Origin of the sequence: Streptomyces sp. MJM8645 (genome assembly GCF_001625365.1) — a bacterium.
Taxonomy (GTDB): Bacteria; Actinomycetota; Actinomycetes; order Streptomycetales; family Streptomycetaceae; genus Kitasatospora.
On sequence record NZ_LJJF01000001.1, the window covers coordinates 2496148 to 2520986 of the forward strand.

The 24839-nt window shown below is 73.3% G+C and carries 20 protein-coding genes; 5 read left to right on the top strand and 15 right to left on the bottom strand.

Annotated elements, in window-relative coordinates:
- Positions 1–138 precede the first annotated feature (138 nt).
- Positions 139–2784 (bottom strand): aconitate hydratase AcnA, encoded by a 2646-nt coding sequence (acnA, locus tag A6F73_RS10675; RefSeq protein WP_063347581.1) that lies wholly within the window; start codon positions 2782–2784, stop codon positions 139–141.
- A gap of 470 nt (positions 2785–3254) precedes the next feature.
- Here acnA and A6F73_RS40390 point away from each other — a divergent pair, with 470 nt between their 5' ends.
- Positions 3255–3842 (top strand): hypothetical protein, encoded by a 588-nt coding sequence (locus A6F73_RS40390; RefSeq protein ID WP_063347582.1) that lies wholly within the window; start codon positions 3255–3257, stop codon positions 3840–3842.
- Between the two features lie 9 nt (positions 3843–3851).
- On the opposite strand, the gene argF is transcribed toward A6F73_RS40390, so the two are convergent.
- The 3 genes from argF to A6F73_RS10695 all read right to left on the bottom strand — a co-directional run bounded on the left by argF (position 3852) and on the right by A6F73_RS10695 (position 9342).
- Positions 3852–4853 carry an ornithine carbamoyltransferase gene (gene argF, locus A6F73_RS10685; RefSeq protein WP_063347583.1) on the bottom strand — a complete coding sequence of 334 codons (1002 nt, stop codon included), beginning with the start codon at positions 4851–4853 and terminating at the stop codon, positions 3852–3854.
- Positions 4854–5047: 194 nt separating this feature from the next.
- Positions 5048–7747 carry a polynucleotide kinase-phosphatase gene (locus tag A6F73_RS10690; protein WP_079135585.1) on the bottom strand — a complete coding sequence of 900 codons (2700 nt, stop codon included), beginning with the start codon at positions 7745–7747 and terminating at the stop codon, positions 5048–5050.
- Positions 7744–9342: a 3' terminal RNA ribose 2'-O-methyltransferase Hen1 gene (locus A6F73_RS10695; RefSeq protein WP_063351103.1), complete on the bottom strand. Its 1599-nt coding sequence runs from the start codon at positions 9340–9342 to the stop codon at positions 7744–7746. Before A6F73_RS10695 ends, A6F73_RS10690 begins: the two co-directional genes overlap by 4 nt.
- Positions 9343–9518: 176 nt before the next feature.
- Here A6F73_RS10695 and dapD point away from each other — a divergent pair, with 176 nt between their 5' ends.
- Together dapD and A6F73_RS41390 are read left to right on the top strand one after the other, a co-directional pair.
- Complete coding sequence (gene dapD, locus A6F73_RS10700) at positions 9519–10508, top strand: 2,3,4,5-tetrahydropyridine-2,6-dicarboxylate N-succinyltransferase (RefSeq protein WP_063347584.1); 990 nt, start codon at positions 9519–9521, stop codon at positions 10506–10508.
- A 431-nt stretch (positions 10509–10939) separates the two neighbouring features.
- The gene (locus tag A6F73_RS41390; protein WP_159398427.1) at positions 10940–11179 is read left to right on the top strand and encodes a hypothetical protein; all 240 of its coding nucleotides are present in this window, start codon (positions 10940–10942) and stop codon (positions 11177–11179) included.
- On the opposite strand, the gene A6F73_RS10705 is transcribed toward A6F73_RS41390, so the two are convergent.
- The 6 genes from A6F73_RS10705 to A6F73_RS10730 all read right to left on the bottom strand — a co-directional run bounded on the left by A6F73_RS10705 (position 11122) and on the right by A6F73_RS10730 (position 16589).
- Complete coding sequence (locus tag A6F73_RS10705; RefSeq protein ID WP_063347585.1) at positions 11122–11745, bottom strand: DUF6099 family protein; 624 nt, start codon at positions 11743–11745, stop codon at positions 11122–11124. The genes A6F73_RS41390 and A6F73_RS10705 overlap by 58 nt on opposite strands.
- Positions 11746–11910: 165 nt before the next feature.
- Entirely contained in the window at positions 11911–12276 is a 366-nt protein-coding gene (locus tag A6F73_RS10710; RefSeq protein ID WP_063347586.1) for a nucleotide pyrophosphohydrolase, read from the bottom strand.
- Between the two features lie 78 nt (positions 12277–12354).
- Complete coding sequence (locus A6F73_RS10715; RefSeq protein ID WP_063347587.1) at positions 12355–13707, bottom strand: hypothetical protein; 1353 nt, start codon at positions 13705–13707, stop codon at positions 12355–12357.
- Between the two features lie 94 nt (positions 13708–13801).
- On the bottom strand, positions 13802–14632 hold the full coding sequence (locus A6F73_RS10720; RefSeq protein WP_063347588.1) for a putative RNA methyltransferase: 831 nt from the start codon (positions 14630–14632) through the stop codon (positions 13802–13804).
- A gap of 182 nt (positions 14633–14814) precedes the next feature.
- Complete coding sequence (locus A6F73_RS10725; protein ID WP_063347589.1) at positions 14815–15621, bottom strand: alpha-L-glutamate ligase; 807 nt, start codon at positions 15619–15621, stop codon at positions 14815–14817.
- Positions 15618–16589 (bottom strand): ATP-grasp domain-containing protein, encoded by a 972-nt coding sequence (locus A6F73_RS10730; RefSeq protein WP_079135586.1) that lies wholly within the window; start codon positions 16587–16589, stop codon positions 15618–15620. Before A6F73_RS10730 ends, A6F73_RS10725 begins: the two co-directional genes overlap by 4 nt.
- Positions 16590–16900: 311 nt before the next feature.
- Here A6F73_RS10730 and A6F73_RS10735 point away from each other — a divergent pair, with 311 nt between their 5' ends.
- The gene (locus tag A6F73_RS10735) at positions 16901–17761 is read left to right on the top strand and encodes a GNAT family N-acetyltransferase (protein ID WP_244293353.1); all 861 of its coding nucleotides are present in this window, start codon (positions 16901–16903) and stop codon (positions 17759–17761) included.
- A gap of 91 nt (positions 17762–17852) precedes the next feature.
- Here the strand turns inward: A6F73_RS10735 and A6F73_RS10740 are convergent, their stop codons facing one another.
- From A6F73_RS10740 to A6F73_RS10755, 4 genes are all read right to left on the bottom strand, one after another.
- Positions 17853–18275: a hypothetical protein gene (locus tag A6F73_RS10740; RefSeq protein ID WP_063347591.1), complete on the bottom strand. Its 423-nt coding sequence runs from the start codon at positions 18273–18275 to the stop codon at positions 17853–17855.
- Positions 18272–18508, bottom strand: coding sequence for a toxin-antitoxin system HicB family antitoxin (locus tag A6F73_RS10745; protein WP_063347592.1), 237 nt, complete (start codon positions 18506–18508; stop codon positions 18272–18274). The genes A6F73_RS10740 and A6F73_RS10745 overlap by 4 nt, the downstream gene beginning before the upstream one ends.
- A gap of 174 nt (positions 18509–18682) precedes the next feature.
- The gene (locus A6F73_RS10750; RefSeq protein ID WP_063347593.1) at positions 18683–21364 is read right to left on the bottom strand and encodes a collagenase; all 2682 of its coding nucleotides are present in this window, start codon (positions 21362–21364) and stop codon (positions 18683–18685) included.
- A gap of 236 nt (positions 21365–21600) precedes the next feature.
- A complete protein-coding gene (locus A6F73_RS10755) occupies positions 21601–22560 on the bottom strand; it encodes a LysR family transcriptional regulator (protein WP_063347594.1) in 960 nt (319 codons plus the stop codon).
- Positions 22561–22928: 368 nt separating this feature from the next.
- On the opposite strand from A6F73_RS10755, the gene A6F73_RS10760 reads away from it, so the two are divergent.
- Entirely contained in the window at positions 22929–23126 is a 198-nt protein-coding gene (locus tag A6F73_RS10760) for a hypothetical protein (protein WP_159398428.1), read from the top strand.
- Between the two features lie 170 nt (positions 23127–23296).
- On the opposite strand, the gene A6F73_RS10765 is transcribed toward A6F73_RS10760, so the two are convergent.
- The gene (locus tag A6F73_RS10765) at positions 23297–24643 is read right to left on the bottom strand and encodes a class I SAM-dependent RNA methyltransferase (protein WP_063351104.1); all 1347 of its coding nucleotides are present in this window, start codon (positions 24641–24643) and stop codon (positions 23297–23299) included.
- Between the last annotated feature and the right edge of the window lie 196 nt (positions 24644–24839).

A 24839-nucleotide genomic window follows, 5' to 3' on the forward strand; every position in this document is an offset into this window, starting at 1 on the left:
ATAGAGGTTTAGTCCATCGCGGCACACCGCACAAGGGGCAGGGCTCAGGAGAGGCAGCATGCAAAAGAGGCCGGACCGCGCGATGCGGTCCGGCCTCTCAGCCACCGGGGCGCTCAGCCCCCGGAACTAGAACTCGGTTCAGCCGATGAGCGAGCGCAGCACGTACTGCAGGATGCCGCCGTTGCGGTAGTAGTCCGCCTCACCGGGGGTGTCGATGCGGACGACCGCGTCGAACTCCTTGTCACCGGCCTTGACCTTGACGGTCTTCGGGGTGCGGCCCTCGTTGAGCTCGGTCACGCCGGTGAAGGAGAAGGTCTCCTCGCCGGTCAGGCCGAGGGACTCGGCGGTCTGACCCTCCGGGAACTGCAGCGGCAGGACGCCCATGCCGATCAGGTTCGAGCGGTGGATGCGCTCGTACGACTCGGCGATGACGGCCTTGACGCCCAGCAGCGCGGTGCCCTTGGCGGCCCAGTCGCGGGACGAGCCGGAGCCGTACTCCTTGCCGGCCAGGACGACCAGCGGGGTGCCGGCGGCCTGGTAGTTCTGCGAGGCGTCGTAGATGAACGACACCGGGCCGTCGGCCTGGGTGAAGTCGCGGGTGTAGCCGCCCTCGGTGCCCGGCGCGATCTGGTTGCGCAGACGGATGTTGGCGAAGGTGCCGCGGATCATCACCTCGTGGTTGCCGCGGCGCGAGCCGTAGGAGTTGAAGTCGCGCTTCTCGACACCGTTGGCGGTCAGGTACTGCGCCGCCGGGGTGCCCGGCTTGATGTTGCCGGCCGGGGAGATGTGGTCGGTGGTGACCGAGTCGCCCAGCTTGGCCAGGACGCGGGCGCCGGCGATGTCGGTCACCGGGCTCGGGGTCTTGGCCATGCCCTCGAAGTACGGGGGCTTGCGGACGTAGGTGGACTCGGCGTCCCACTCGAAGGTGTTGCCGGTCGGGACCGGGAGCGACTGCCAGCGGTGGTCACCGGCGAAGACGTCCTGGTAGCCCTTGTCGAACATCGCCTCGTCGATGGAGCCGGCGACGGTGTCCGCCACCTCCCGCTCCGACGGCCAGATGTCGGCGAGGAAGACGTCGTTGCCGTCGGCGTCCTGGCCCAGGGCGTCGCGGGTGATGTCGATGTTCATGTTGCCGGCCAGGGCGTAGGCGACCACCAGCGGCGGCGAGGCCAGGTAGTTCATCTTCACGTCCGGGTTGATCCGGCCCTCGAAGTTGCGGTTGCCGGAGAGCACCGAGACGACCGCCAGGTCGGCCTCGTTGACGGCGGCCGAGACCTCCTCGGGCAGCGGGCCCGAGTTGCCGATGCAGGTGACGCAGCCGTAGCCGACCAGGTTGAAGCCCAGCTTCTCCATGTACGGGAGCAGGCCGGCCTTCTCGTAGTAGTCCATGACGACCTTGGACCCGGGGGCCAGGGTGGTCTTGACCCACGGCTTGACCGTGAGGCCCTTCTCCACGGCCTTCTTCGCCAGCAGGGCGGCGCCCAGCATGACGGAGGGGTTGGAGGTGTTGGTGCAGGAGGTGATCGAGGCGATCACGACCGCGCCGTTGTCGATCTCGTACGTCGACCCGTCGGGGGCGGTGACGGCGGTCGGCTTCGAGGCCTCGGCGGAGTAGGTCGGCAGCGCCTCGGCGAACCGGGTGGCGGCCTCGGCCAGGACGACGCGGTCCTGCGGGCGCTTCGGGCCGGAGATCGACGGGACGACGGTGGAGACGTCCAGCTCCAGGTACTCGGAGAAGACCGGCTCGACCGACGGGTCGTGCCAGAGGCCCTGCTCCTTGGCGTACGCCTCGACCAGGGCGAGCTGCTGCTCGTCGCGGCCGGTGAGCTTGAGGTAGTTGATGGTCTCGGCGTCGATCGGGAAGATCGCGCAGGTCGAGCCGAACTCCGGCGACATGTTGCCGATGGTGGCGCGGTTGGCCAGCGGGATCGCGGAGACGCCCTCGCCGTAGAACTCGACGAACTTGCCGACCACACCGTGCTTGCGCAGCATCTCGGTGATGGTGAGCACCAGGTCGGTGGCGGTGGTGCCGGCCGGCAGCTGGCCGTTGAGCTTGAAGCCGACCACGCGCGGGATCAGCATGGAGACCGGCTGGCCCAGCATGGCGGCCTCGGCCTCGATGCCGCCGACGCCCCAGCCCAGCACGCCCAGGCCGTTGACCATGGTGGTGTGCGAGTCGGTGCCGACGCAGGTGTCCGGGTAGGCCTGGCCGCCGCGGACCATGATGGTGCGGGCCAGGTGCTCGATGTTCACCTGGTGGACGATGCCGGTGCCGGGCGGGACGACCTTGAACTCGTCGAAGGCGGTCTGGCCCCAGCGCAGGAACTGGTAGCGCTCCTTGTTGCGGCCGTACTCGATCTCGACGTTCTGGACGAAGGCGTCCGGGGTGCCGAACTTGTCGGCGATGACGGAGTGGTCGATGACCAGCTCGGCCGGGGCCAGCGGGTTGATCTTGGCCGGGTCGCCGCCCAGCTCCTTGACGGCCTCACGCATGGTGGCGAGGTCGACCACGCACGGCACACCGGTGAAGTCCTGCATGATCACGCGGGCCGGGGTGAACTGGATCTCCTGGCTCGGCTGGGCGCTGGCGTCCCAGTTGCCGAGCGCGCGGATGTGGTCGGCGGTGATGTTCGCGCCGTCCTCCGTGCGGAGCAGGTTCTCCAGCAGCACCTTGAGGCTGTACGGCAGCCGCTCGGAACCCTCGACGGCGGAGAGCTTGAAGATCTCGTACGACTCGTCGCCCACCTGCAGCGAGCTGCGGGCGTCGAAGCTGTTCGCGGACACGACTGACTCCTTCTGGGTGCTTCGTGCGGTATCCGGCCGCCACGGTGGTAAGGTCAGCCTTACTTAGGCTTACCTTGCCCGCATCGCCGGCGAGCTCCGCTCGGCAAGTATCTTGATGTCGAGATATATCCTATGGGGCAGTTATCTCGATGTCGAGATAAACCATAGTGCATGCCGTCACCTTCACCACCGCAGGCATGCCTGGGTCGGCAAAAGCGCAGGTCAGTGGCCTTTCTGGCGGCGGCGGGCGGCAACGGCAGCACTGCCGGCTCGGCACCGGCCCAGTGTCGACTCGGCATCGGCCCACCACCGGCTCACACCAGCTCACCACCGGAACCGCCGGTCGGCGACGGGACGAGCAGAGGCGCGCCCGCGCAGCCCGCGCGCCTCCGGGCCCGTTCGAGGGTGTCCGCCGGCGCCCGGCGCCGTTGAGCAGGGCGTCCGTCGCCCTGCCCCTGGAAGGCCCCTCGATGTCCGCTCCGCTCGCCGCCACTCCGCTCGCCGCCGCACTGCTGCCGCTGGCCCTGCTCGTCCCCGCCGCCGCCTCGTCGGGTGCCGTCGCCCCGTCGGGCTCCGCCGCCTCGCCGGTCTCCGTCGTCGAGGCCGCCTTCGACCCCGCGACGGCCTTCGTCCCGCCGACCGCCGTCAGCTACGCGGACGACCTCGTGCCGTACGGCGCACACACCCGGATCGTCACCGACCGCTCCACCCCGGGGCGGACGGTGCTCACCATGACCGTCACCGGGCTCGCCCCCGACCACGAGTTCCCGGTCCACCTGCACACCGGCTCCTGCGGGGCCGACCCGGCCTCGTCCGGACCGCACTACCAGGACGCCGTGGACCCGGTGCAGCCGTCCACCGACCCGGCGTACGCCAACGGGCGCAACGAACTGCGGCTGGCGCTGCGCACCGACGAGCACGGCGAGGGCACCGCGACGGCCTCGGTGCCCTGGCAGCCGCGGCCGGGCGAGGCCCGCTCACTGGTGATGCACGCGGGCACCCCGACCGGCCCGCACGCGGCGGGCGACCGGGCGGCCTGCGTCAAGCTGGAGAAGTGAGCTTCCGCCTCAGGAGCCGAGGGTGGCGACCAGGACCGCCTTGATGGTGTGCAGGCGGTTCTCGGCCTGGTCGAACACGACGGAGTGCGCCGACTCGAACAGCTCGTCGGTGCACTCCAGCTCGGTCATGCCGGTCGCCTCGTACATCTGCCGCCCGAGCACCGTGCCGAGGTCGTGGAACGCGGGCAGGCAGTGCAGGAACTTCACGGCCGGGTTGCCGGTGGCCCGGACGGTGTCCATCGACACCTGGTAGGGCTTGAGCAACTCGATCCGCTCGGCCCAGACCTCCTTGGGCTCGCCCATCGAGACCCAGACATCGGTGTAGAGGAAGTCCACGTCGGCCACGCCCTCGGCCACGTCCTCGGTGAGGGTGATCCGGGCGCCGGTCGCCTCGGCCAGCATCTCGGCCGCCTCCCGGACCTCCTCGACCGGCCAGAGGGAGCGCGGGGCGACGATCCGGACGTCCATGCCGAGCAGGGCGCCGGTGACCAGCAGCGAGTTGCCCATGTTGGAGCGGGCGTCGCCGAGGTACGCGAGGGCGGTCCCGGTCAGCGGCTTGGTGCTGTGCTCGGTGATGGTGAGGACGTCGGCCAGCATCTGGGTGGGGTGCCACTCGTCGGTGAGACCGTTCCAGACCGGGACGCCGGCGTTCGCCGCCAGCTCCTCGACGATCTCCTGGCCGTGGCCGCGGTACTCGATGCCGTCGAACATCCGGCCGAGCACCCGTGCGGTGTCCCGGATGGACTCCTTGTGGCCGATCTGCGAACCGGACGGGTCCAGGTAGGTGGTGGTGGCGCCCTGGTCGTGGGCGGCGACCTCGAAGGCGCAGCGGGTGCGGGTGGAGGTCTTCTCGAAGATCAGCGCGATGTTCTTCCCGCGCAGCCGGGGCTGCTCGGTGCCCGCATACTTGGCCGCCTTGAGTCCGGCGGCGAGGTCCACCAGGAAGCGGAACTCCTGGGGCGTGAAGTCGAGCTCCTTGAGGAAGTGCCTGTTCCGGAGGTTGAAGGCCATACCGGGCTCCTGGGATGACGGGGCGTACGGGAAAGTAGCAAGTCTATACGATACTCGGAATTTCTATACACAGCGGGGTGGGAGAGGGGGAGCCCCGCCGCGGACTCCCCCTCGACACCCGACCGGCCTACAGCCGTGGCCCCCTCGACGCCCGGTCGGTCTAAAGGCGCGGGCACCCTCTGCGCCCGGCCGGCCTACAGGCGCGGATCGACCGGCTCGGACTCCAGCGCGAGCACCGCGAACACCGGCTCGTGCACCCGCCACAGCGGCTCGCCGGCCGCCAGCCGGTCCAGCGCCTCCAGGCCCAGCGCGTACTCGCGCAGCGCCAGCGAGCGCTTGTGGCCCAGCGACCGCTCGCGCAGCCGGTCCAGGTACTCGGTGTAGTCCGGGCCGTAGATGATCCGCAGGTACTCCCGGCCGCGCACCTTCACCCCCGGCTGCACCAACCCGCCCGGACGGCCCCCGCCCCGCTTCGTGCGCACCACCGAGGCCAGCGGTTTGACCACCATGCCCTCGCCGCCCGCCGCCGTCAGCTCCTCCCACCAGGCCGTGGCGGCCGCCACCGAGGCCTCGTCCTCGGTGTCCACCAGGAGGCGGCCGGTGCGGTGCAGGACCGGTGCCCGGTCACCGTCCGTCTCAGATACTGTCTCGGGCACGGCTTCGGCCGCCGCTTCGTCGGCCGCGACCAGGCGGTCGATCCAGGCCAGGTGCTCATCGTGCGGGCGCACCGCGAGGTTCGCCCCCTCGGCGGCCAGCACCTGGAACGGCGCCAACCGCACGCCCGACAGCCCCTCGGTCGGCCAGCAGTACCGCCGGTACGCCTCGGTGAACGCCTGCGCGTCGGCCGCGCGCCGCCGCTGCTTGGCGGTCAGCTCCGCCAGGTCCAGCCCACGACCGGCCGCCCGCTCCAGGGCCGCCAGCGCCTCCGGCAGGGCAGCGCCCGCCGCAGCGCCGACCGCCGCGTACTGGCGGCGCAGCAGTTCCACGGCCTTCAGCGACCAGGGCATCAGCTCGGCGTCCAACAGCAGCCAGCCGGTGCCCAGCTCGTCGAACAGCCCCGAGCGCTCGGCGGCCGCCCGTACCCGGCCCAGCAGGGCCGCGGTCAGGCCGTCGTCGGCGAGGAACGCCCGGCCCGTCCTGGTCCAGATCGCGCCCGGACCGGCCACGCCGAAGCGCCGCTCCAGCGCCGCGTCGTCCCGGGCGACCAGCACCACCGCGCGGGAGCCCATGTGCTTCTCCTCGCACACCAGGTGCCGCACGCCGTCCGCGCGGTAGGCGGCGAACGCCTCCTGCGGGTGCTCCAGGAAGCCGTCCCGGCGGGAGGCCGCGCTCGGCGCCATGGTCGGCGGCAGGTACGCCAGCAGCCGCGGGTCCAGCGCGAAGCGGCTCATCACCTCCAGCGCCGCCGCCGCGTTCTCCTCCCGGACGGCGACCCGCCCGTGCAGCCCGGTCTCGACGATCCGGCGGCCCGCCACGTCCGCGAGATCCAGCGGACGGCCCTCGCGGGCGCCCGGCGCGTCCGTGGCCAGCGGGCGCACCGGCGCGTACCACTCCCGCTCGGCCGGCACGCTCACCAGCTCCCGCTCCGGGTAGCGCAGCGCCGTCAGGGTGCCGCCGAACACGCAACCGGTGTCCAGGCAGACGGTGTTGTTGACGAAGCTCGCCGACGGCACCGGTGTGTGGCCGTACACCACCAGCGCCTTGCCCCGGTACTCCTCCGCCCACGGGTAGCGCACCGGCAGGCCGTACTCGTCGGTCTCGCCGGTGGTCTCCCCGTACAGCGCGTGCGAACGCACCCGGCCCGAGTTGCGGCCGTGGTAGCGCTCCGGCAGACCGGCGTGGCAGACCACCAGCGCGCCGCCGTCCAGCAGGTAGTGGCTCACCAGGCCGCGCATGAACTCCCGCGCCTCGGCCCGGAACTCCTCGGACTCGCCGGCCAGCTGATCCAGCGACTCCTGCAGGCCGTAGGCGACGTTGACCTTCTTGCCGTCCAACGCCCGGCCCAGCTTGTTCTCGTGGTTGCCCGGCACGCACAGCGCGTGCCCGGCCGCGACCATGCCCATCACCAGGCGCAGCACGCCCGGCGTGTCCGGGCCGCGGTCGACCAGGTCCCCGACGAACACGGCGGTACGGCCCGCCGGCGGCACCGCGTCCACCGGCCGGCCCCCGGCGTCCCGGGTCAGCGTGTAGCCGAGGCCGGTCAGCAGGGTCTCCAGCTCGGAGCGGCAGCCGTGGATGTCGCCGACGATGTCGAACGGGCCGGTCAGGTGACGCAGGTCGTTGTAGCGCTTCTCCAGCTCCACCTCGGCCGCCGCCACCTCGGCCTCGCCGCGCAGCACGTGCACCTTACGGAAGCCCTCGCGCTCCAGGCCCCGCAGGGAACGGCGCAGCTCGCGGTGCTGACGCGGGACGACGTGGGCCGGCAGCTGGCGGTCCGCGCGGGAGCGGTTGCGCTCGGCGCACACGCCCGGCGGGACGTCCAGCACGATCGCGATCGGCAGCACGTCGTGCTCACGGGCGATCCGCACCAGCTGGTGGCGTGCCTCGGGCTGGACGTTGGTGGCGTCCACGACGGTCAGCCGGCCGGCCGCGAGGCGCTTGCCGACGATGTAGTGCAGGACGTCGAAGGCCTCGGCGGAGGCCGACTGGTCGTTCTCGTCGTCGGCGACCAGGCCGCGGCAGAAGTCGGAGGAGACGACCTGGGTGGGCAGGAAGTGGCGGCGGGCGAAGGTCGACTTGCCGGCGCCGCTGGTGCCGATCAGGACGACGAGGGAGACGTCGGTGACGGGGAGGCGGCGGGGGGCGGGGTGGTCCTGGGGCAGTTCCTGGTCGTACTCCTGGTCGTGTTCCTGGTGCTGGTGCTGCTCGGGCGTCGGGGTCGCTTCGTCGGTCATCGGGATTCGCCTCCTTCGGGCGCCGGGTCGGTCGGGGTCCGGTCGGTCGGGGTCTGCGCGGTCCGGGTGGTGCCGCTCGTGGTCTGCTCGGGCGGGGTCTGCTCGACAGGGCCGGTGCCGAGGCGGAACAGGGCCAGCTGGGTCGGCGCGCCGACCTCCCCGTCCTCCGGCCCCACCGGGCGCAGCACCACCGTGTAACCGAACGCGGCCGCGACCCGCTCGGCCCACGCGCGGAACTCGGCGCGCGACCACTCGAAGCGGTGGTCGGCGTGCCGGACAGCGCCCGCCGGCAGGCTCTCCCAGCGGACGTTGTACTCGGCGTTCGGCGTGGTGACGACCACCGCCCCCGGCCGGGCCGCGCCGAACACCGCGTACTCCAGCGCGGGCAGCCTGGGCAGGTCCAGGTGCTCGACCACCTCGCACAGCACCGCCGCGTCGAAGCCCTTCAACCGGGTGTCCGTGTAGGTCAGCGCACCCTGCGCCAGCGTCACCCGGGCCGCCTGCCGCTCCGGCATCCGGTCCAGGCGCAATCCGCGGGCCGCCGCCTGCAACGCCCGCGCAGACACGTCCACGCCGAGCACCTCGGTGAAGCGGGCGTCCTTCAGCAGTTCGCCGATCAACTCGCCCCGGCCGCAGCCGAGATCGGCGACGCGGGCCGCGCCCACCTCCCGCAGGGCGGCGAGGATCGCGGCGCGGCGCTGCCCGGCGAGGGACGACGGCCTGGGCTCCGATGTCGCCCCGGCGGCCTCAGCCTGCTCCTCCGGCCGGTCGTCGACCGCGTTGTCGACCTCCTCGGGCTCCCGGTCGTCCGCCTCCGCCAGCCGGGCCAGCTCCAGACGCTCCAGCGCCACCCGGGTCAGCGCCCGGCTCCGGGACAGGTAGCGGCGGGTGATCAGGGCGCGCTCCGGGTGGGCGGCCAGCCAGCCCTCGCCGGCGGCGAGCAGCTTGTCCACCTCGTCCGGGGCGACCCAGTAGTGCTTGGCGCCGTCCAGCACCGGCAGCAGCACGTACAGCTGCTGAAGCGCGTCGGCAAGCCGCACGGCGTCCGAGACCAGCGTGAGCCGCACGTACCGGGACTCGCCCCACTCCGGGAACGCCTCGTCCAGCGGGAGCGCCACCGCCTCGACCCGCCAGCCCAGCGGCTCGAACAGCCGGAGCGCCATCGCCGGGCCACCGCCCTCGCCCGCGCCGTTCGCGGGCACCGCGGGCAGCGTGATCCGCAGCGGGCGCGGGCGCTCCGCCAGCCCCGGCCGGGCCGGGCAGTCGCCCTTCATCGCGGACCGGAACACCGTCCGAAGCGCCACCGCGAGCAGCGAGGACGCCGCGTACGGGCGGTCGTTGACGTACTGGGCGAGCGCGAAGTCCGGCGAACCGCCGCGCCCCTTGCCCCGGCCCTTGCGGACCAGCGCGATCGGATCGACGTCCAGCAGCAGCGCCGCCGTGCAGACGTCGTCGCCCGCCTCTGGGTAGAAGACGTGCGCCTCGCCGTGCGACGTCGCGAACCGCTGGACCTTGCCCGGGTGCTTGTGCAGCAGGAAGCCGAGATCGGTGGCCGGGCCCTCGACGCTGCCGGTGGTGGAGATCGACATGAACACCTGCCCGAGTATCACCGAGCAAACCTCCGCTGAACACCGGGTTTCCCGGTGCGGCGGCCGTCCGCCGCGGCCCGTCGGCGGCCGTGTACGCACGGCGGGGGCCTGCCGACCGGCGGCCGCGTCCGCACGACGGGCGTGTTCGGCAGCGGAGCCCCGCATTGGTTAACGTGCACGGTGTGACTGCTGAATCGACCTCCCTCCCGAACGGGGCCGTGGCCGCCGGCCTGGCCACCATCGCCGCCGACGGCACCGTCCTCGACACCTGGTTCCCCGCCCCCGCCCTGGCCGCCGAGCCCGGCCCGGCCGGCACCGTCCGCCTGACCGCCGAGCAGGCCGAGGCCGAACTCGGCGCCGGCGCCGCCGAGGCGCTGCGCGCCGACGCGCGCCGCGGCGTCGAGGTGGTCGCCGTGCGCACCACCATCGCCTCGCTCGACGAGAAGCCGCTCGACACCCACGACGTGTACCTGCGCCTGCACCTGCTCAGCCACCGCCTGGTCAAGCCGCACGGCCAGAACCTGGACGGCGTCTTCGGACTGCTCGCCAACGTCGCGTGGACCAGCATCGGCCCCGTCCCGGTGGACACGGTCGAGCAGGCCCGCCTCGCGGTCCGCGCCCAGGGCGGCCAGCTCGCCGTGTACGGCATCGACAAGTTCCCGCGGATGACCGACTACGTCGCCCCGTCCGGCGTGCGCATCGCCCACGCCGACCGCGTCCGCCTCGGCGCCCACCTGGCCGTCGGCACCACCGTGATGCACGAGGGCTTCGTCAACTTCAACGCCGGCACCCTCGGCACCTCCATGGTCGAGGGCCGGATCAGCGCGGGCGTCGTCGTCGGCGACCACAGCGACATCGGCGGCGGCGCCTCGATCATGGGCACCCTCTCCGGCGGCGGCAAGCAGGTCGTCTCGGTCGGCGAGCGCTGCCTGCTCGGCGCCAACGCCGGCATCGGCATCTCGCTCGGCAGCGACTGCGTCATCGAGGCCGGCCTCTACGTCACCGCCGGCACCCGGGTCACCACCCCGGACGGCACCGTGGCCAAGGCCGTCGAGCTGTCCGGCCAGGACAACCTGCTGTTCCGCCGCAACTCGCAGACCGGCGCCGTCGAGGTCATCGCCCGCTCCGGCTCCTGGGGCGGCCTCAACGCCGACCTGCACGCCCACAACTGACCTGCGGGACCACACACTCGGGGTCCGGAGCCGACTCGGGCTCCGGACCCCGAGTGCGTGCTCCGGCTTGCGGTGGGGGGCGGGCCCCCTCCCCCCCCTCCCCCCTCCCCTCCCTTCCTCTCGCCCGAAGCCTTGGCCCTGTCCCGGCTTGGTCGGGCGCCCGGCTTGCTCGGCGCCGAGCAAGCCGGGTGTGTCTCGTGCGCCTAGCCCAGGCCGCTTCGCGGCGGCAAGCCGGGATCACCCGGGAGGCTTACGGCGTAACGGAGTTGGACCACATCGGGTGGTACGCGGCGACCGGCCGCCGGAGCGGTTCGTTGGTTGCTGCAGCGGGGGCGTGTGCCTTGGTGGCGAGGCATCAGGCACCCCCGCTGCGCGGGCCGAGCCACCGTCGGCCGCTTCACGCCGCACTACCGATCCGAAGAGGTCCCGTCATGTCCCAACCAACTGCCACGCCGCAGCTCCCGAGCAACCCGGCGGGCTCGGCAGCCGGTACCTCGTCCGGGCCCGCCGCGCAGAAGAGCCTGCTGGAACAGATGCAGGAACTGCTCGCCTCGGTGACCGCGGATCTCGCCGAGTTGCAGTCCTCCGGCATCCGGGAGGACGGCCCGGCCACCTATCCCACCGGTACGGACACCTCCTCCGACGCTCCCGCCACGCCAGGCACCCGATAGTCCGGCGCCTGCTCCTCCCCCTTCGGCTGGCCCTCGTCCGGCGGGCCGAGCCGGACCACGAGTAAGGGCGAGCCCCGCTCGGCCGGCGCCCCGCCGAGCACCGCGCCCTCCTCTTCCTCCAATCTGCCCACCGTCTTCCGCAGCCGCCCGGCCAGGTCCTTGCACTCCGACACCGCGTCCACGCCGTCGATGCACGTCCAGTAGAGGCTCTCGGTGTCGGCCCCGCAGGCCAGCACCACCAGCGTCTCCCCGACGTCCCGCAGCAGCCCGTCCAGCGCACCCAAGGTCGGCGCCAGCTCGCCGAGTTCGGTGAGCCGCCCGGCCCGGCCGCCGCTCAGCACGGCGGCCCTGACGACCGAGCGTTCCAGGCAGACCGCCGCGTGCGCCGCGGCCTCGGACAGTTGCTGCCCCAGCCCGGTGAGCTCGTCGTCGTCCAGCTCCGCCAGCCTGGCCCCCACCGCCTCGGTGAGCAGCGCGGCCTGCCGCGCCTCGGCCAGCACATCCGGTACGTGCCTGGCCTCGGCCAGGGCGTGCCGGGCCCTCTTGATCAGTCGCAGCGCCTCCATGGCCGCCACTCCTTCCGCTCGCTGTCGCCGTGGGACCACGACCGCCGGAGGGGCGGTCAGGTGGTCACGGCGAAAGCGTGCGGCGAAGTCGGCGAGGCCGCATCCGTCATCGGGAAAGCTGTGGACAAGTCCGGGGCTGTGGATAACTCCCGTCCCTCACAAGGGTTATTCGTCCACGTCCGGATTGACGCCCGCCCCGTCCGGGTCCGCGTCCGCCGGTCCGTCCGGCACCGGGAAGCGGAGCTCGTTCCGCTCGATCTTGGCCGCGAGGGCCTCCAGCGGATCCACCCCGACCACCGTGCAGAACTGCACCAGGTACGCGAGGACGTCCGCGACCTCGTCCCGCACCCGGTGGGCCCGCTCCGGCTCGGACATCACCGCGGCCGCCTGCTCGGGCGTCAACCACTGGAAGATCTCCAGCAGTTCGCCGGCCTCCACGCTCAGCGCGGCCGCCAGGTTCTTCGACGTGTGGAAGGGCTCCCAGCGCCGGGCCGCCGCGAAGTCCGCCAGCCGCTGCCGCAGGGCCTCCAAGGTCGGCCCGGTGGGCCCGGTGGGCCCGGCCGGTTCCCCCGGCCTCGTCACTCGTTCGTTCACCCGTCCAGGTCTACCTCACCCGTCCACCTCGTCCGCCCCCGGGTCCGCGCCGTCCCCGCGCCCGCACTGGACCGGCACCCGGGTCGTCTCGGGCCGCAGCACGGTGTGCCCCGAGTCCGGGTCGCGCCGGCACTCGACCAGCACAGCCGCGCCCGACCGCGGTTCGGCCGCGCCGAGCGCCTCCCGCGCCGCGGCCGGCTCCTGAAGCGCGGCGAGGACGCGCAGTTGGTTGCGCCCGGACATGTCCCGGGCCAGCCGCAGCAGTGAGGCGGTCTGTTCGGTGGCGAGCCCTGCGCCGAGGTCCTCGGCGAGCACGGTGAGCTGCCGGTGCGCCCACGGCACCTCGGCGGCCACGTCGAGGTCGAGCACCCCGGCCCCGGTGAGCAGCACCGCGGCGAACGCGAGGTGGCGCAGCATGCCGTCGGAGGCCTGGTCGGCCCCGGTGCGCCCGAGGACGCCTTCGTCGAACACCGCGAGGACCCGCTGGTCGGGCCCGCTGCCGCGGTGGGCGAGGGAGAGTCCGAGCAGCGGGTGCGGGGCGGCGGACTGGACGGCGCGCAGGAGCTGCCCGTAGCGGCGCGGGCATTCGTTGCCGAGCCGGGCGAGGACGGCGGAGATGTTGGCGGCGTTGCTGCGCAGCCGGGCCTGCGGGTCGGGCCGGGCCCAGCCGCGCATGAGGGCGGGGACGGGGTGGACGGGGAAGACCTCGCGCAGCGCGGTGAGCAGGTCCTCGGTGGCGGCGAGGACCTGCCGTTCGCCCGGGGAGGAGCCGGCCACCCGGAGCGGCAGTTGCGCGGTGATCATGGTGCCGCTGGGGAAGGGCGCCCGGATGTCGCCCTGGCGGGTGTCGTTGTGCCAGCAGACGTTGACGCGCCGCTTGCGGACGTCCTGTTCGCCGGTGTCGACGAGGGTGCGGCCGTCCAGGGTGAGCGATTCGCGGGCGATCCGCACCGGGCCGTCGGTGCGGACGACGACGTCGAGCCGGATGCGGCCGTGCGGGGAGCGGACGGTGCAGCCGAGGATGACGGCGTCGCGCCCGTGCGGGACGCACCCGGTCAGGCCGCCTCGGACGGGTTTGGCCAGGGGGCCGGTGCGGTCGGGCAGGCCGTCGAAGGAGTCGGCGATCTCCTCTCCGAGGGCGAGCCGGGAGAGCACGGCCAGCGCGTCGAGGGCGTTGGACTTGCCGACGCCGGCGGGCCCGTGCAGGACGGTGAGGGGCGCGAGCGGCAGGACCGCGCGCCGGTAGGACTTGAACGAGGTGAGCCGGAGCTCCTCGACGGTGGGACGTGTTACGGATGTCCGATCGGGCCCCGGGGCGCTCGGTCGGGGGTGGGCCGGCGCGGCGGGCCGGGTGGCGTCGCGGTTCACCCGTCGGACGTTAGCCGCAGGCCGGTCGGCAGAAACGTGCCTGCTCAGCAGATTCATCCCAACGTGGCGGCCACACCCCGCGCGCGCCCGACGTTCAGCGCCGGTAGGCGGCCACCGTCACGGAGGCGGTCACCTCGACCGGGTCCGGCAGCTCCGCGAGCGCGGCGGCCAGGCGGTCCGGGTCGGTGTGCCAGGCGCTGGGGCCCATGCCGACGACGGTGCGCACGTCGTCCGGGCCGAGCCGCAGGGTGAACTCGACCTGCCGCTGCCCGGCAGGGGTCAGGTAGGGGCCGAGCTTCTCGTCGATCCGCCGCTGCTTCTCCTCGTCGACCGACAACAGGCCCAGCGCGCCGACGAGTTCGCGCAGGTGGCGGGCGGTGGGCGAGACCAGCAGCAGGGTGGCGCCGGGGCGCAGCACGCGGCGGATCTCGGGCCCGTTGCGCGGGGCGAAGACGTTGAGCATCAGCCCGGCGGAGGCATCGCGCAGCGGCAGCGGCCGCCAGGCGTCGCAGACCACGGCACCGATCCGGGGGTGGGCCTTGGCGGCGCGGCGCAGCGCGAACTTGGAGATGTCGAGGGCGGCGCCGACGCGGCCGGGCAGGGCGTCGAGGACGTGGGCCAGGTAGTGGCCGGTGCCGGCGCCGAGGTCGGCGACGAGGCCTTCGGGGTCGGCGGCCGCGGCGGCCTCGGCGAGGGCGTCGGCGATGGGCCGGTAGTGGCCGGCGGCGAGGAAGTCGACACGGGCGGCGACCATCTCAGCGGTATCGCCGGTGCCGGTGTGGGCGTCGCCGGCGAGGAGGCTGACGTAGCCCTGCTTGGCGAGGTCGAAGCTGTGGCCGGCGGGGCAGCGCAGGGCGCGCTCGTGCCGGGTGAGGGCCTGCGCGCAGTGGGGGCAGGCCAGGTAGTGCTCGATGTCCTGCAGCAACGTTCCGTCTTCTCTCGCCGTTCAGCCCGGGCGCCCGGGGTCTCGCGGGTCCGGTGGCCCTGAGTAACCAGCCTAACGACCCCGCCCGACCCCGACGGCCTGCCCGGCCCGCCGACCCCGCCCCGGGTCCGCCGACCCCGCCCGGCCCCGCTGCCCGGCCTATCGGCCCCGCCGCTGCCCGCTTATCGGCCCCGCCCCGGCGCGGCGCGCCCGGGGCCGCGCTCCGCCGCGACGCGCAGGGCGAGGGCGGCGAGCGCCTCGGGCGCGCCGCGCCGGCCACGGATGCCGGGGAAGGCGTTGACGTCGACGATGACGGGTTCGGCGGGCCCGTCGAGCAGGTCGACGCCGTAGACGTCGAGCCCGAACACCTCGCCGACGCACAGGGCGAGGGCGGCCCGGTCGGCGGGCGGTTCCCAGCCCTGTCCCTGCCCCGACTCCCCTACGCTGTCGGCGAGTTCGGACCGCCGCCGGGCGGCGAACACCTGCCGGTCGATCACCCACAGCTTCTGGTCCCAGCCGGTCCCCGGGACGAACGGCTGGGTGACGACGGGCTCGTCGGGCCAGCGCGCGACGAGTTCGCGCAACCGGGCCGGGCCGTCGACCCGGGCAACCAGGTCGTGGCGCCGGCTGTGCCGACTCTTGACGACGAACGGGTAGGCGGGATCGGCGAGTTCGGCGAGCCGCCCGGCGTCACGGGTGGCCGCGAAGGGCAGGTCGGCCGCGCGCGCGAGTTCGGCCATCCGCACCCGGTCCTGGCAGAGTTCGGTGGCCGCGGCCGAGTTGATGACGGGCGCCCCGCGCCGCTCCAACTCTTGTGCGAGTGAAAGGGATCGACGGGTGTGGGCCTTGAGCAGATAGACGTCGGCGAGCGCCGGCCCCGCCGGTCCAGCAGGGTCGACGATCGTCACCTCGTGCCGGTCCGCCAGCAGGGCGGCGGTCGCCGCGAGCACCGGGTGTCCGGGGTCGGCGGTGATCAGGCCGATCCTCATATCGCCCCGCCCAAGCCAGACCCGCCCAAGCCGGCCCCGTCAAAGCCGGCTCCGTCAAAGCCAGCTCCGCCGAACTCTCCACCACCGAAGCCCAGTTGCCCGTACCCCGCGCCACCGCCCGCCGGCACCAGCGCGGGCGCGGGCGCCGACACGGCCGTCCCGCTGCGCGCGAGCCGCAGCACTGCCCGGGCGACCCTGGCGACCGCGTCCGGCACCTGGCGGAAGCTCGGGAAGTCGTTGATGTCGACGACCACCGGCCCGTCCGGCCCGAGCAGCACGTCGACGCCGTACAGGTCGAGCCCGAACACCTCGCCGACCTGTGCCGCGATCCGCGCGACCTCTCCAGGCAACGGGACCTGCCGTTCGCGTACGCCCTGCCCGGGGTGGAGCGGGGAGGAACGTTCCGTCGCGAAGAGCTCGCCGTCGACGCAGTACACCTTGAGGTCGGTGCCGGAGTTGGGCACGTAGGGCTGGGCGATCAACAGCCCCTCGTCGGCGAGTTCGGGACCGAGGTCGAGGAGGTGGTCGGGGCTGGGCACGAGCCGGACGGCCCGCCCGGAGCTGCCGTCGGCGGGCTTGACGACGAGCGGGTACTCGGCGGCCGGGATCTCGGCGAGCCGTTCCCAGCGGGCGGTGGCGTAGGTGACGGGGACGGGCAGGCCGCGGGTGCTGGCGATGACGGAGGCGAGCGCCTTGTCGCGGACGCCGCGGATGGAGCGGACGTCGTTGACGGTGGTGAGGCCGACGGCGGCGGCCGCGTCCAGCAGGGTGAGCCCGGGCCCGCCGGAGACGGTCTTGAGCACCCAGGCGTCGTGGCTGCCGGCCCGGATCGCCTCGGATATCGCCATCAGCGAGTCCCCGGGGCGCAGCACGTCCACCCGGTGCCCCCATGCGGTGAGCTGGCGTGCCACGTCGAGCGGCATGCCGTCGTGCCGGTAGTGCTCCTCCACCAGAAAGCAGAGCCTCATGGGCCTGTCTTCCCCCCTTGCCAAGCCGAGTGCGGACGTCCGCCGTCCCCCTTCGGCAGAGCTGTAAAGGCATCAGCATGCCACGCGGTATACGCACAAGATCGCTGCGAGCCGGTAAGCGTTCAGCAACAATCAGGCGCCCGCACCGCCCCGGCCCTTCGCCACCCCCGGCACGAAGCACCGCCGCCGCCCGCCATCACCCCCGGCACGAGGCACCGCCACCGTCCGTCACACCGTCACCGGCGCCCCCGGTACGAAGCCCGGGAACAATGCGGTGGCGGGCCGCCGGCGCCCCTGCTTGGATGCACGCCGTGACTTCTGTTGATCATGCCCCCGACCACTCCCTCCTCGACGCGATCGAGCGCTACTACGACGCGGTGCCGCGCAGCGCCGCACGGACCGAGGACTTCGGCCCGCTGACCCTGTTCGTCCGCGAGGGCGCGGGCTGGCCCTACTACGCCCGCCCCACGCTCGACCACGACGGCCCCGCCACCACCGCCGAGGACGTCCTGCGGGTGCTGGCCCGCCAGCGGGAGCTGGGCGAGCCGGAGGCCTTCGAGTGGGTGGCCGAGCGGAGTCCGGAGCTGCGGGCCGCGGTGGAGGCGGCCGGGCTCGCGGTGCACGAGCACCCGCTGCTGGTGCTGGGCCCGCAGGACGAGCCGGCCCCGGCGCCCGAGCTGCCGGAGGAGGTGCGGGTGGAGGTCCTGGGCGCGGATGCGCCGGAGCTGGCGTCGGCGGTCGCCGTTCCGCACCTGGCGTTCGCCGAGCCGGGCACCGGCGTGGGCGCCGTGGGTGCGGCCGAACTGGCCGAGGCCGCAGGGCGGTTGACGGCAGAGGGCGCGGTGGAGCGGATCGCGCGGCGGATCACCGACGGCGCCACCGTGCTGGCCGCCGCGGTGGAGGACGGTTCCGCGCTGTGCGCGGGCCAGCACAATCCGGTGGGCGCGGTCACCGAGGTGGCCGGGGTCGGGACGCTGCCGGTCGCGCGGCGGCGCGGGCTGGGTCTGGCGGTCACCGCGGCCCTGGTCGCGCACGCGCGGGCGAACGGCGTGCGGACGGTGTTCCTGTCCGCCGCCGACGAGGAGGTCGCCCGGATCTACCGCCGGGCGGGCTTCCGCCCGTTCGCGACGGCCCTGATCGCCGAGCCGGCCCCGGACCGGCCCGGCGACTGACCCGCAGACCGGCCGACCCGACGACCACACCAACGAGAGCCCTCAGGAACGGACGACGAGGACGACGCGACCGGGCAGGAGCCCCACCCGGTCAGTCGTCGTCCTCGTCCTCCGCCCCGCTGACGCCCTCCCCCTCCGCCTCGTCGACGACCCACCCCGCCAGCCGTTCGGCGACCCCGGACACGCCGAGCCGCCCCTCCCGGATGGCCCGGGCGAGGCTGCGCACCTCGCGGGCGGTGGTGGCGACGGTGCAGCCGCTGGCGACGAGGTAGGCGTAGGCGGCGGCGGTCGCGTAGAGCTCGTTGGTCTTCTCCAGGGCCGGCACCCGGATCAGCTGGTGCATCAGGGCGGCGGCGCGGTCCTGCGGTTCGGGGTAGACGTCGATGTCGAAGATCTCGGCCTGGTGCCGGGCGACGGCCGCGAGCAACGACCCGTAGTCGGTGACCTGCGGGTCACCGGGCGTGTACTGCTCGGCGGTCATGAGCAGCCACGAGAGGTCGACCTCCAGCTTCAACGGCGCACGTCCTTCAGGTCGCCCGGCTCCGCGAACTCGGCCAGGAAGGCCGTCTCGTACTCCTTCATGAACTGGGCGGCGGCGTCGACGAAGGCCCGCCCCGCCTCGCCCATGTCCTGCTGGACCAGGCGCTCGATGTACTGGTTCATGCTGATCCCCTGCTGCTCCGCCCGTTCCCGGGCCATTTCCGCGGTCGTGGCGTCCACCCGGACGTTCAGCTGCTTCTTACCCATGAATCTCAAGCTAGCGCTGAAGTGCTAGCACAACAAGGGCGCACGCACACCGGACGGAGCGCCCACCCCCACAGACGTGCCCCCCCACGGACGTTCCCCGCACGGACGCCAGGCGGCCACGCCCGCGGCAGGGTGCCGCGGGCGTGGCCGCCCGGGAGCGAACGCGGGTCCGGATCAGAACTGGGTGCTGACCGTCACCCCGCTGAAGTCGGTGTTGGCGTAGAGGCTGATGTAGCGGTAGCCGGCCGTCGGGTTGGTGACGGTGATGCTCTGCGTGCTGCCGGCGTTGGTGGAGGAGGCGGTGAAGGCGTTCGGCGAGGCCCAGGTGTCCGCGTTGTAGTACAGGTACGCGGTGCCGGTGCCGCCGGAGGTGCTGATCTTCAGGGTGCTGACGCCGGCCGGCAGGTAGACGTACAGGTAGTCGAGGCCGCCGGCGGTGGCGGTGAGGTTGGACCGGGAGCAGTTCTGGCCGAGCGCGTCGGTGCGCGGGTCGGTGCAGGTCGGCAGGGTGGTGCCGCCGCCGGTGCCGGTGGTGACGGTGACCGAGGCCGGGGTGCTGGCGGTCCTGCCGGTGGCGTCGGTGACGGTCAGGGCGACGGTGTACGTGCCCGCGGCGGCGTAGCCGTGGCTCGGGTTCCGCTGGTCGGAGGAGGTCCCGTCGCCGAAGGTCCAGTGCCAGGCGGTGATCTGGCCGGGGCCGGTCTGGACGGACTTGTCGGTCAGCGTGACGGTGGCGCCGTTGACGGCCTGGCCGAACAGCGCGGTCGGGCCGGCCGCGTAGCAGGCGCCGGCGGCGCAGCCGTCGAGCCAGGCGTCGAAGTCGGCGTCGTAGCCGGTGCCGATGCCGTTGTAGACCGCGTAGCCGCCCTGGTAGTCACCGGTGCGGAAGTGGCCGAGCATGGCGTAGACGTCGGCCGGGTGCTTCTCGAACATGTACCGGACGGCGAGGTAGCCCCACGGGTAGGTGCGCACCGAGTCCGAGTTGCCGTACGTGTTCTGGAAGACGGTGCTGAGCTTGTAGGTGTGCTTGGCGGCCTCGGCCATCGCCTGGGTGTCGGTGGTGCCGCGGTAGGCGTAGGACTCGTACTCGGCGACGCCCTCGATCCACCAGATGTCGGGCACGGAGATCTCGGTGGAGAAGTTGCCCTTCATGTCGTAGATGCCGTCGAGGTAGTGCGTGTACTCGTGGTTGAGGTTCCACACGTTGGCGGTGAAGCCGTCGTTCCACGACTTCTGGTACATCACGCACACGGCGCGGTTGTTGGGGTCGGTCGGGTCCATGACGGTCTGGCCGCCGTTGTCGGTGGAGTTCCCGAAGATCGCCCAGGAGTAGTTCAGGTAGTCGGCCTGGTTGGCGAAGACCGCGAGGGTCATGTTCTTGCCGTACGGGTTGACCGGGCCGTTGTCCTTCACCAGGTTGTGGAAGAAGGTGTCCTCGCCGCGCAGGCTGGTGCAGACGGCGGCCAGGTCGGCGGGCGACAGCGACTCGGTCAGGATGGTGCGGTTGTCGCAGACCAGCTGGTTCGGCAGCACCGCCGCGGTCAGCTTCGCCGGCAGGTCGCAGGTGCCGTAGTACGAGCACTGGCCGGGGTCGAAGGCGTTGGCCTGGTAGGCGGTGTGGACGTACAACGGGCCGGTGACGCCGGTGATCTGGGCGCCGTCGAGCACCGCCTTGACCTTCCCCTTGACCGCGGCCTCGACGACGGGGCCGTCGCCGGCCATCCGGCCGAGGTCGTTGCCGGCGTTGACGTCGAGGTAGGCGTTGGCGGTGCCGAGCAGGTCCTTGTGGTTGAGCGCGAAGTCGCCCAGGACGGTGCCGATGCTCGGGTCGGCGCCGACCGCGCTGACGAAGTCGCTGTTCCAGTTGCCCCGCCACAGCGGCGCGGACAGCACGGCGTTGACCGCCTTGAGCATCTTCGGGAAGGCGTTGTACGAGTTGTTGTAGCTGGTCAGCACCTGCTTGTAGACACCCAGGTAGCTGCCCTGCACGTTGGCGCTGTCGGTCAGGACCAGCACCTCGTTGAGCACAGTGCCGTTGTTGTCGGTGACGTCGGTCCAGTGCCGGCCCGCGAAGAAGGCGTCGAGCCCGGCCTTGGAGGCACTGGTGAGCGCCGCGTCGTAGGGGCCGACCGCGTCCGCGTTGTTGGACTGGACGTAGTACCCGGCCCGCAGGAAGAGCACGAGCTGCAGGATGCCGGTGGAGTTGTCCCCGGTGTAGTTCGCCGCCAGGCCCTGGTAGGCGTTGGCGACGGTGAGCATCTGGGATTCCTTGAAGATCCTGCCCGCGTCGGTGCCGGTGACGTTGAACAGCGTGTTCACGCAGTCCGTGGTCGAGCCTTCGAGGAAGGAGACCAGGTCGGCACCGCTGCGCCCGCCGAAGTCGGCGGGGGTGCAACTCGGCGCGGCGGCACCGGCCGTACCAGCGGCGGCGCGGGCCGTACCAGCGACGGCACCGGCCGAGCCGGCAGCGGCGCGGGCGGAACTGCCCGGCTGGGCCGCGGAGTTGCCCGGCTTGGCCGCGGGCGCGTGCGGCTGGGCCGGACGGGGCGCGGTCTGCACGGCGGTGCCGGCCGGCTGGCCCATCACGACCTGGCCCAGCAGCGCCGGCGGCAGCGGCTTGGCGGCGGGGGCGGCGGCCTCGGAGGGATCGGCCGCGAGGAAGGCCCCCAGCGGCTTCGGGACGGCCGACGCGGCGTCGGCCGTCGCCGGGGCGGCGGCGGACGACCGGGCGCCGGCCGGCGGCTGGGCGGCCGGTCCGGACGCGGCGAGCGCGGGGACCGGCAGCAGGGTGGCGGCGGTGGCACAGCCGGCGACGACGCCGGCCATGAGCGTGGGGAGGGGTATGCGAAGGCGCACTGCGGGGTCCTTCTCCTGTGGGGGAGGCGACTGGACGACTGCCGAGGCATGGGGGAAGTCGACGTGATCCTGCCATCGGGCGACCCGCCAGAACAATGTCACAGGTCATATGACATCTACCGCGTCCGGCATAACACCGCCCCACCGGGACCGACTGCCCGCCCCGCCTCGCACCACGGCCCGACCCGGCCTCCCCACCGCCCGACCCGACCGTCCCACCGCCCGACCCGGCCTCCCTACGGCCGGACCGGGCGGTACGTCCGCGCCGCCCAGGCCTGGAAGGTCGGCGAACTGGCGATCAGGTCCCGGTAGGCCGCGGCCGCCGCGCCGAACAGCGTCTCCACCACCTCGCCGCTCACCCCGGCGGCCCGCCAGGCCAGCAGGTGGCGGACCCAGATCGGCGTCCCGGCGAGCGGCTTGACCACCACTTCGGCCAGCGGCCTGGTGGTCGCCTGGACGACGGAGATCCCGAGCCCGGCGGAGATCATCTCCTGCAGCTCCAGCCGGCCGCCGAGGAACTCGTGGACGGTCGCCGGGGTGAAGCCCGCCGCGGCGCAGGCGCCGTAGAACACGCCGTGCCAGCCGGCCCCGTCGTCGGGGGTGAGGAACCAGTCCTCCTCGGCCAGGTCCACCAGGGCGATCTCGGTGCGGTGCCGGAGCCGGTGGCCCGCCGGGAGTGCGACGAAGGCGGGCTCGGTGACGATGCCGCGGTGCGCGACGGCCGGCGAGTGGCGCAGTTCCCGGCCCGGGTAGTCGACGGCCACGGCGGCCTCCGCGTCGCCCTGCTCCAGCAGGTCGACGATGTCCGACGAGCGGTAGACGGAGGTCACCGTGAAGCGCTGGTCGGGCCGCTGGTGCCGGGCCCTGGTGACCAGTCCGGGCAGGATCGGCGAGATGGTCGCGGCCAGGCGCAGCTCCTGGCGGGCCGGCTCGCCGGGGGCCGCCGGGCGGCGGCCGAGGCAGTCGGCGCGGGTGAGGAGGTCGCGCGCGGCGGCCACCACCTCGACGCCGAAGCAGGTCGGCGCGACGCCCACGGCCGTGCGCTCGAACAGCGGCGCGCCCAGGTGGCGTTCAATCCGGCGCAGTTGCGTACTGGTCGCGGGCTGCGAGGCGCCGAGCAGGACGGCGGCCCTGCCGACGCTCCCGGTGTCGGCGATGGCGCACAGCACGCGAAGGTGCCGCAGTTCCAGCTCCATGACCCTCCCCCTCACGCAAGGGCCGCACCCTCCCGGCCGACCGCTCCGGGCGGGAGGGTGCGGCCCCGGCGGTGGCTGTGCAACAGCACACATGACATGTCGGCCGCTCACCTTCGCCCCGCGCGAATCACCTCGTCAAGCCCCCTCCGGGAGCCGAACGGCGGCGCCGGCAGCGGCCTTTACCGGCGCATTGCGTCCCCCTGACCACTCCCTGACCCGCACCCCGGCGACCGCCCGGCCCGCACCCGCCACCCCGCCCGACGCCGCCCCGCCGGGGCGAGCGAGACTTGAAGAGTTCTTCACCTTCCGAGACTCTGAACTCTCCTGAGCGTTCCGCGGAGCGGCACCGACCGGTCTGGAGGCCGGCAATGACAGCCATGTTCGACCAGGAGCTGCGCGAGCAGCTCGCCCAGGCCCGCCGGGACCTCGCAGCGGCCCGGGCCGAAGGGGACGCCGACGGCGTCCAGGCGTACGAGGGCCGGATCGCCGGACTGCTCCGGCTCGCCGCCCAGCACGGGATCGACCTTCCGCACAGCGCCGACGAGGAGGAGCACAACCGGCCCTGACCGTCCCGCACCGGAACGGCGAGGAGGCGGCACCCGCGTGAACGGGTGCCGCCTCCTCTGCCGTCTCCTCCGACGAACTCCCCCGAACTCCCCCGGACTGCCTCTGACCGCCCCGAACCGCCTCGAACGCGGTCAGAGCCCGTCAGTCAGCACCCCGGAGGGCCGCCGGGTCACTTCCCGATCGGCTCCAGGATCGTCACGCACTCGAAGTGGTGCGTCATCGGGAACAGGTCGAAGGCCCGCAGCGAGACCGGCCGGTAGCCGCCCTCGCGGAAGAACGCCAGGTCCCGGGCGAGCGCCGCCGGGTCGCAGGCGACGTACGCGATCCGGCGCGCCTCCAGGCCGACCAGGTGCGCGACGGTCTCGCGCCCGGCGCCCGAGCGCGGCGGGTCCAGGACGATCAGGTCGGTGGCGGTGATGCCGGTGCGCGGCAGCAGCGTCTCGACGCGGTCGCACTCGATCCGCACGTTGTCCAGCGCGGCCAGGTTGTGCCGGGCGTCGGCCACGGCCTGCTTGGAGGACTCGATGCCGAGCACCGCGCCCTCCTCGCCGACCCGGTCGGCCAGCGCGCCCGCGAACAGGCCGACGCCGCAGTACAGGTCGAGCGCGTTCTCGCCCCACTGCGGGTCCAGGCCGTCCAGGACGGCGTCGACCAGGGTGTCCGGCGCCTCGGGGTGGATCTGCCAGAAGCCGCCGTTGCTGACCCGCCAGGTCCGCCCGGTCGCCCGCTCGCGCACGAAGCTGCGGCCGTGCACGCGGTGGATGTCGCCCTGGTCGTCCACCCGGGCGATCGACACCGGCTTGTCCAGCTCGACCAGCGGCAGCTGGGCGCCGGGACGCGGGGTGAGCACCACCTGGCGGTCCGAGGAGCCGCTCGCGGCGATCACCTCGACCGAGGCGATGCCCGGCCAGTCGCGGGCCTCGATGCCGAGTTCGGTGACGCCCTCGGCGGCGATCAGGCAGCGGTCCACCGGCTGCACGTCGTGCGAGCGGTGCTTGCGCAGGCCGACCTTCCCGGTCTCCTGGTCCACGGCGTACTGCACGCGGGTGCGCCAGGTCGGCACCTGCCCGGCCGGCAGCTTGCCGCCGACCGGCTCGACGCTGCCGTCCCAGCCCGCCTCGGCCGGGGTGAGCCCGGCCAGCTTGGCCAGCTGCTCGGTCAGCACCTGCCCCTTGAGCTTGCGCTGCCCGCCCGGGGTGACGTGCTGCCAGTCGCAGCCGCCGCACTTGCCGGGCCCGGAGAACGGGCACGGCGGCGCGATCCGCTCCTTGGCGGGCTCCAGGATCTCGACCGCGTCGGCCCGCAGGAACCGGGAGGTGGAGGTGCCCTCGGTGACCAGTGCGACCACCTTCTCGCCGGGCAGCGCGTGCCGGACGAACAGCACCCGGCCCTCGTGCCGGGCCACGCAGTGCCCGCCGCCGTGCGCGACCGGGCCGACCTCGACCTCGTAGCGCTGGCCGGCCAGCGGATCGCCGGTCGGCGTCTCGGGCCGCGCGGCCCGCGGCGCGGTGCGCAGCGCCTTCGGCGGCCGCACCGCCTGCTTGCGCGGCCGCTCCCCCGGCGTGCGGGACGCCTGCGCGCGGGATCCCTGCGCGCGGTCGCCCTTCGGCGCGCCGTCCTTGGAGCGCTCGCCCTTCTGCGTGCGCTCGGCCTTCTGCGCACGGTCGGTCTTCTGCGTACGGTCGGCCTTCGGCTTCCCCGTGTCGGCTTCC

Bases quoted from the DNA above. Each gene is read 5' to 3' on its own strand.
- A6F73_RS40390 (WP_063347582.1), top strand. From the start codon at position 3,255: ATGTCCGCTCCGCTCGCCGCCACTCCGCTCGCCGCCGCACTGCTGCCG.
- argF (WP_063347583.1), bottom strand. From the start codon at position 4,853: ATGGCCTTCAACCTCCGGAACAGGCACTTCCTCAAGGAGCTCGACTTC.
- A6F73_RS10690 (WP_079135585.1), bottom strand. From the start codon at position 7,747: ATGACCGACGAAGCGACCCCGACGCCCGAGCAGCACCAGCACCAGGAA.
- A6F73_RS41390 (WP_159398427.1), top strand. From the start codon at position 10,940: ATGTCCCAACCAACTGCCACGCCGCAGCTCCCGAGCAACCCGGCGGGC.
- A6F73_RS10705 (WP_063347585.1), bottom strand. From the start codon at position 11,745: ATGGAGGCGCTGCGACTGATCAAGAGGGCCCGGCACGCCCTGGCCGAG.
- A6F73_RS10725 (WP_063347589.1), bottom strand. From the start codon at position 15,621: ATGAGGATCGGCCTGATCACCGCCGACCCCGGACACCCGGTGCTCGCG.
- A6F73_RS10730 (WP_079135586.1), bottom strand. From the start codon at position 16,589: ATGAGGCTCTGCTTTCTGGTGGAGGAGCACTACCGGCACGACGGCATG.
- A6F73_RS10745 (WP_063347592.1), bottom strand. From the start codon at position 18,508: ATGGGTAAGAAGCAGCTGAACGTCCGGGTGGACGCCACGACCGCGGAA.
- A6F73_RS10755 (WP_063347594.1), bottom strand. From the start codon at position 22,560: ATGGAGCTGGAACTGCGGCACCTTCGCGTGCTGTGCGCCATCGCCGAC.
- A6F73_RS10760 (WP_159398428.1), top strand. From the start codon at position 22,929: ATGACAGCCATGTTCGACCAGGAGCTGCGCGAGCAGCTCGCCCAGGCC.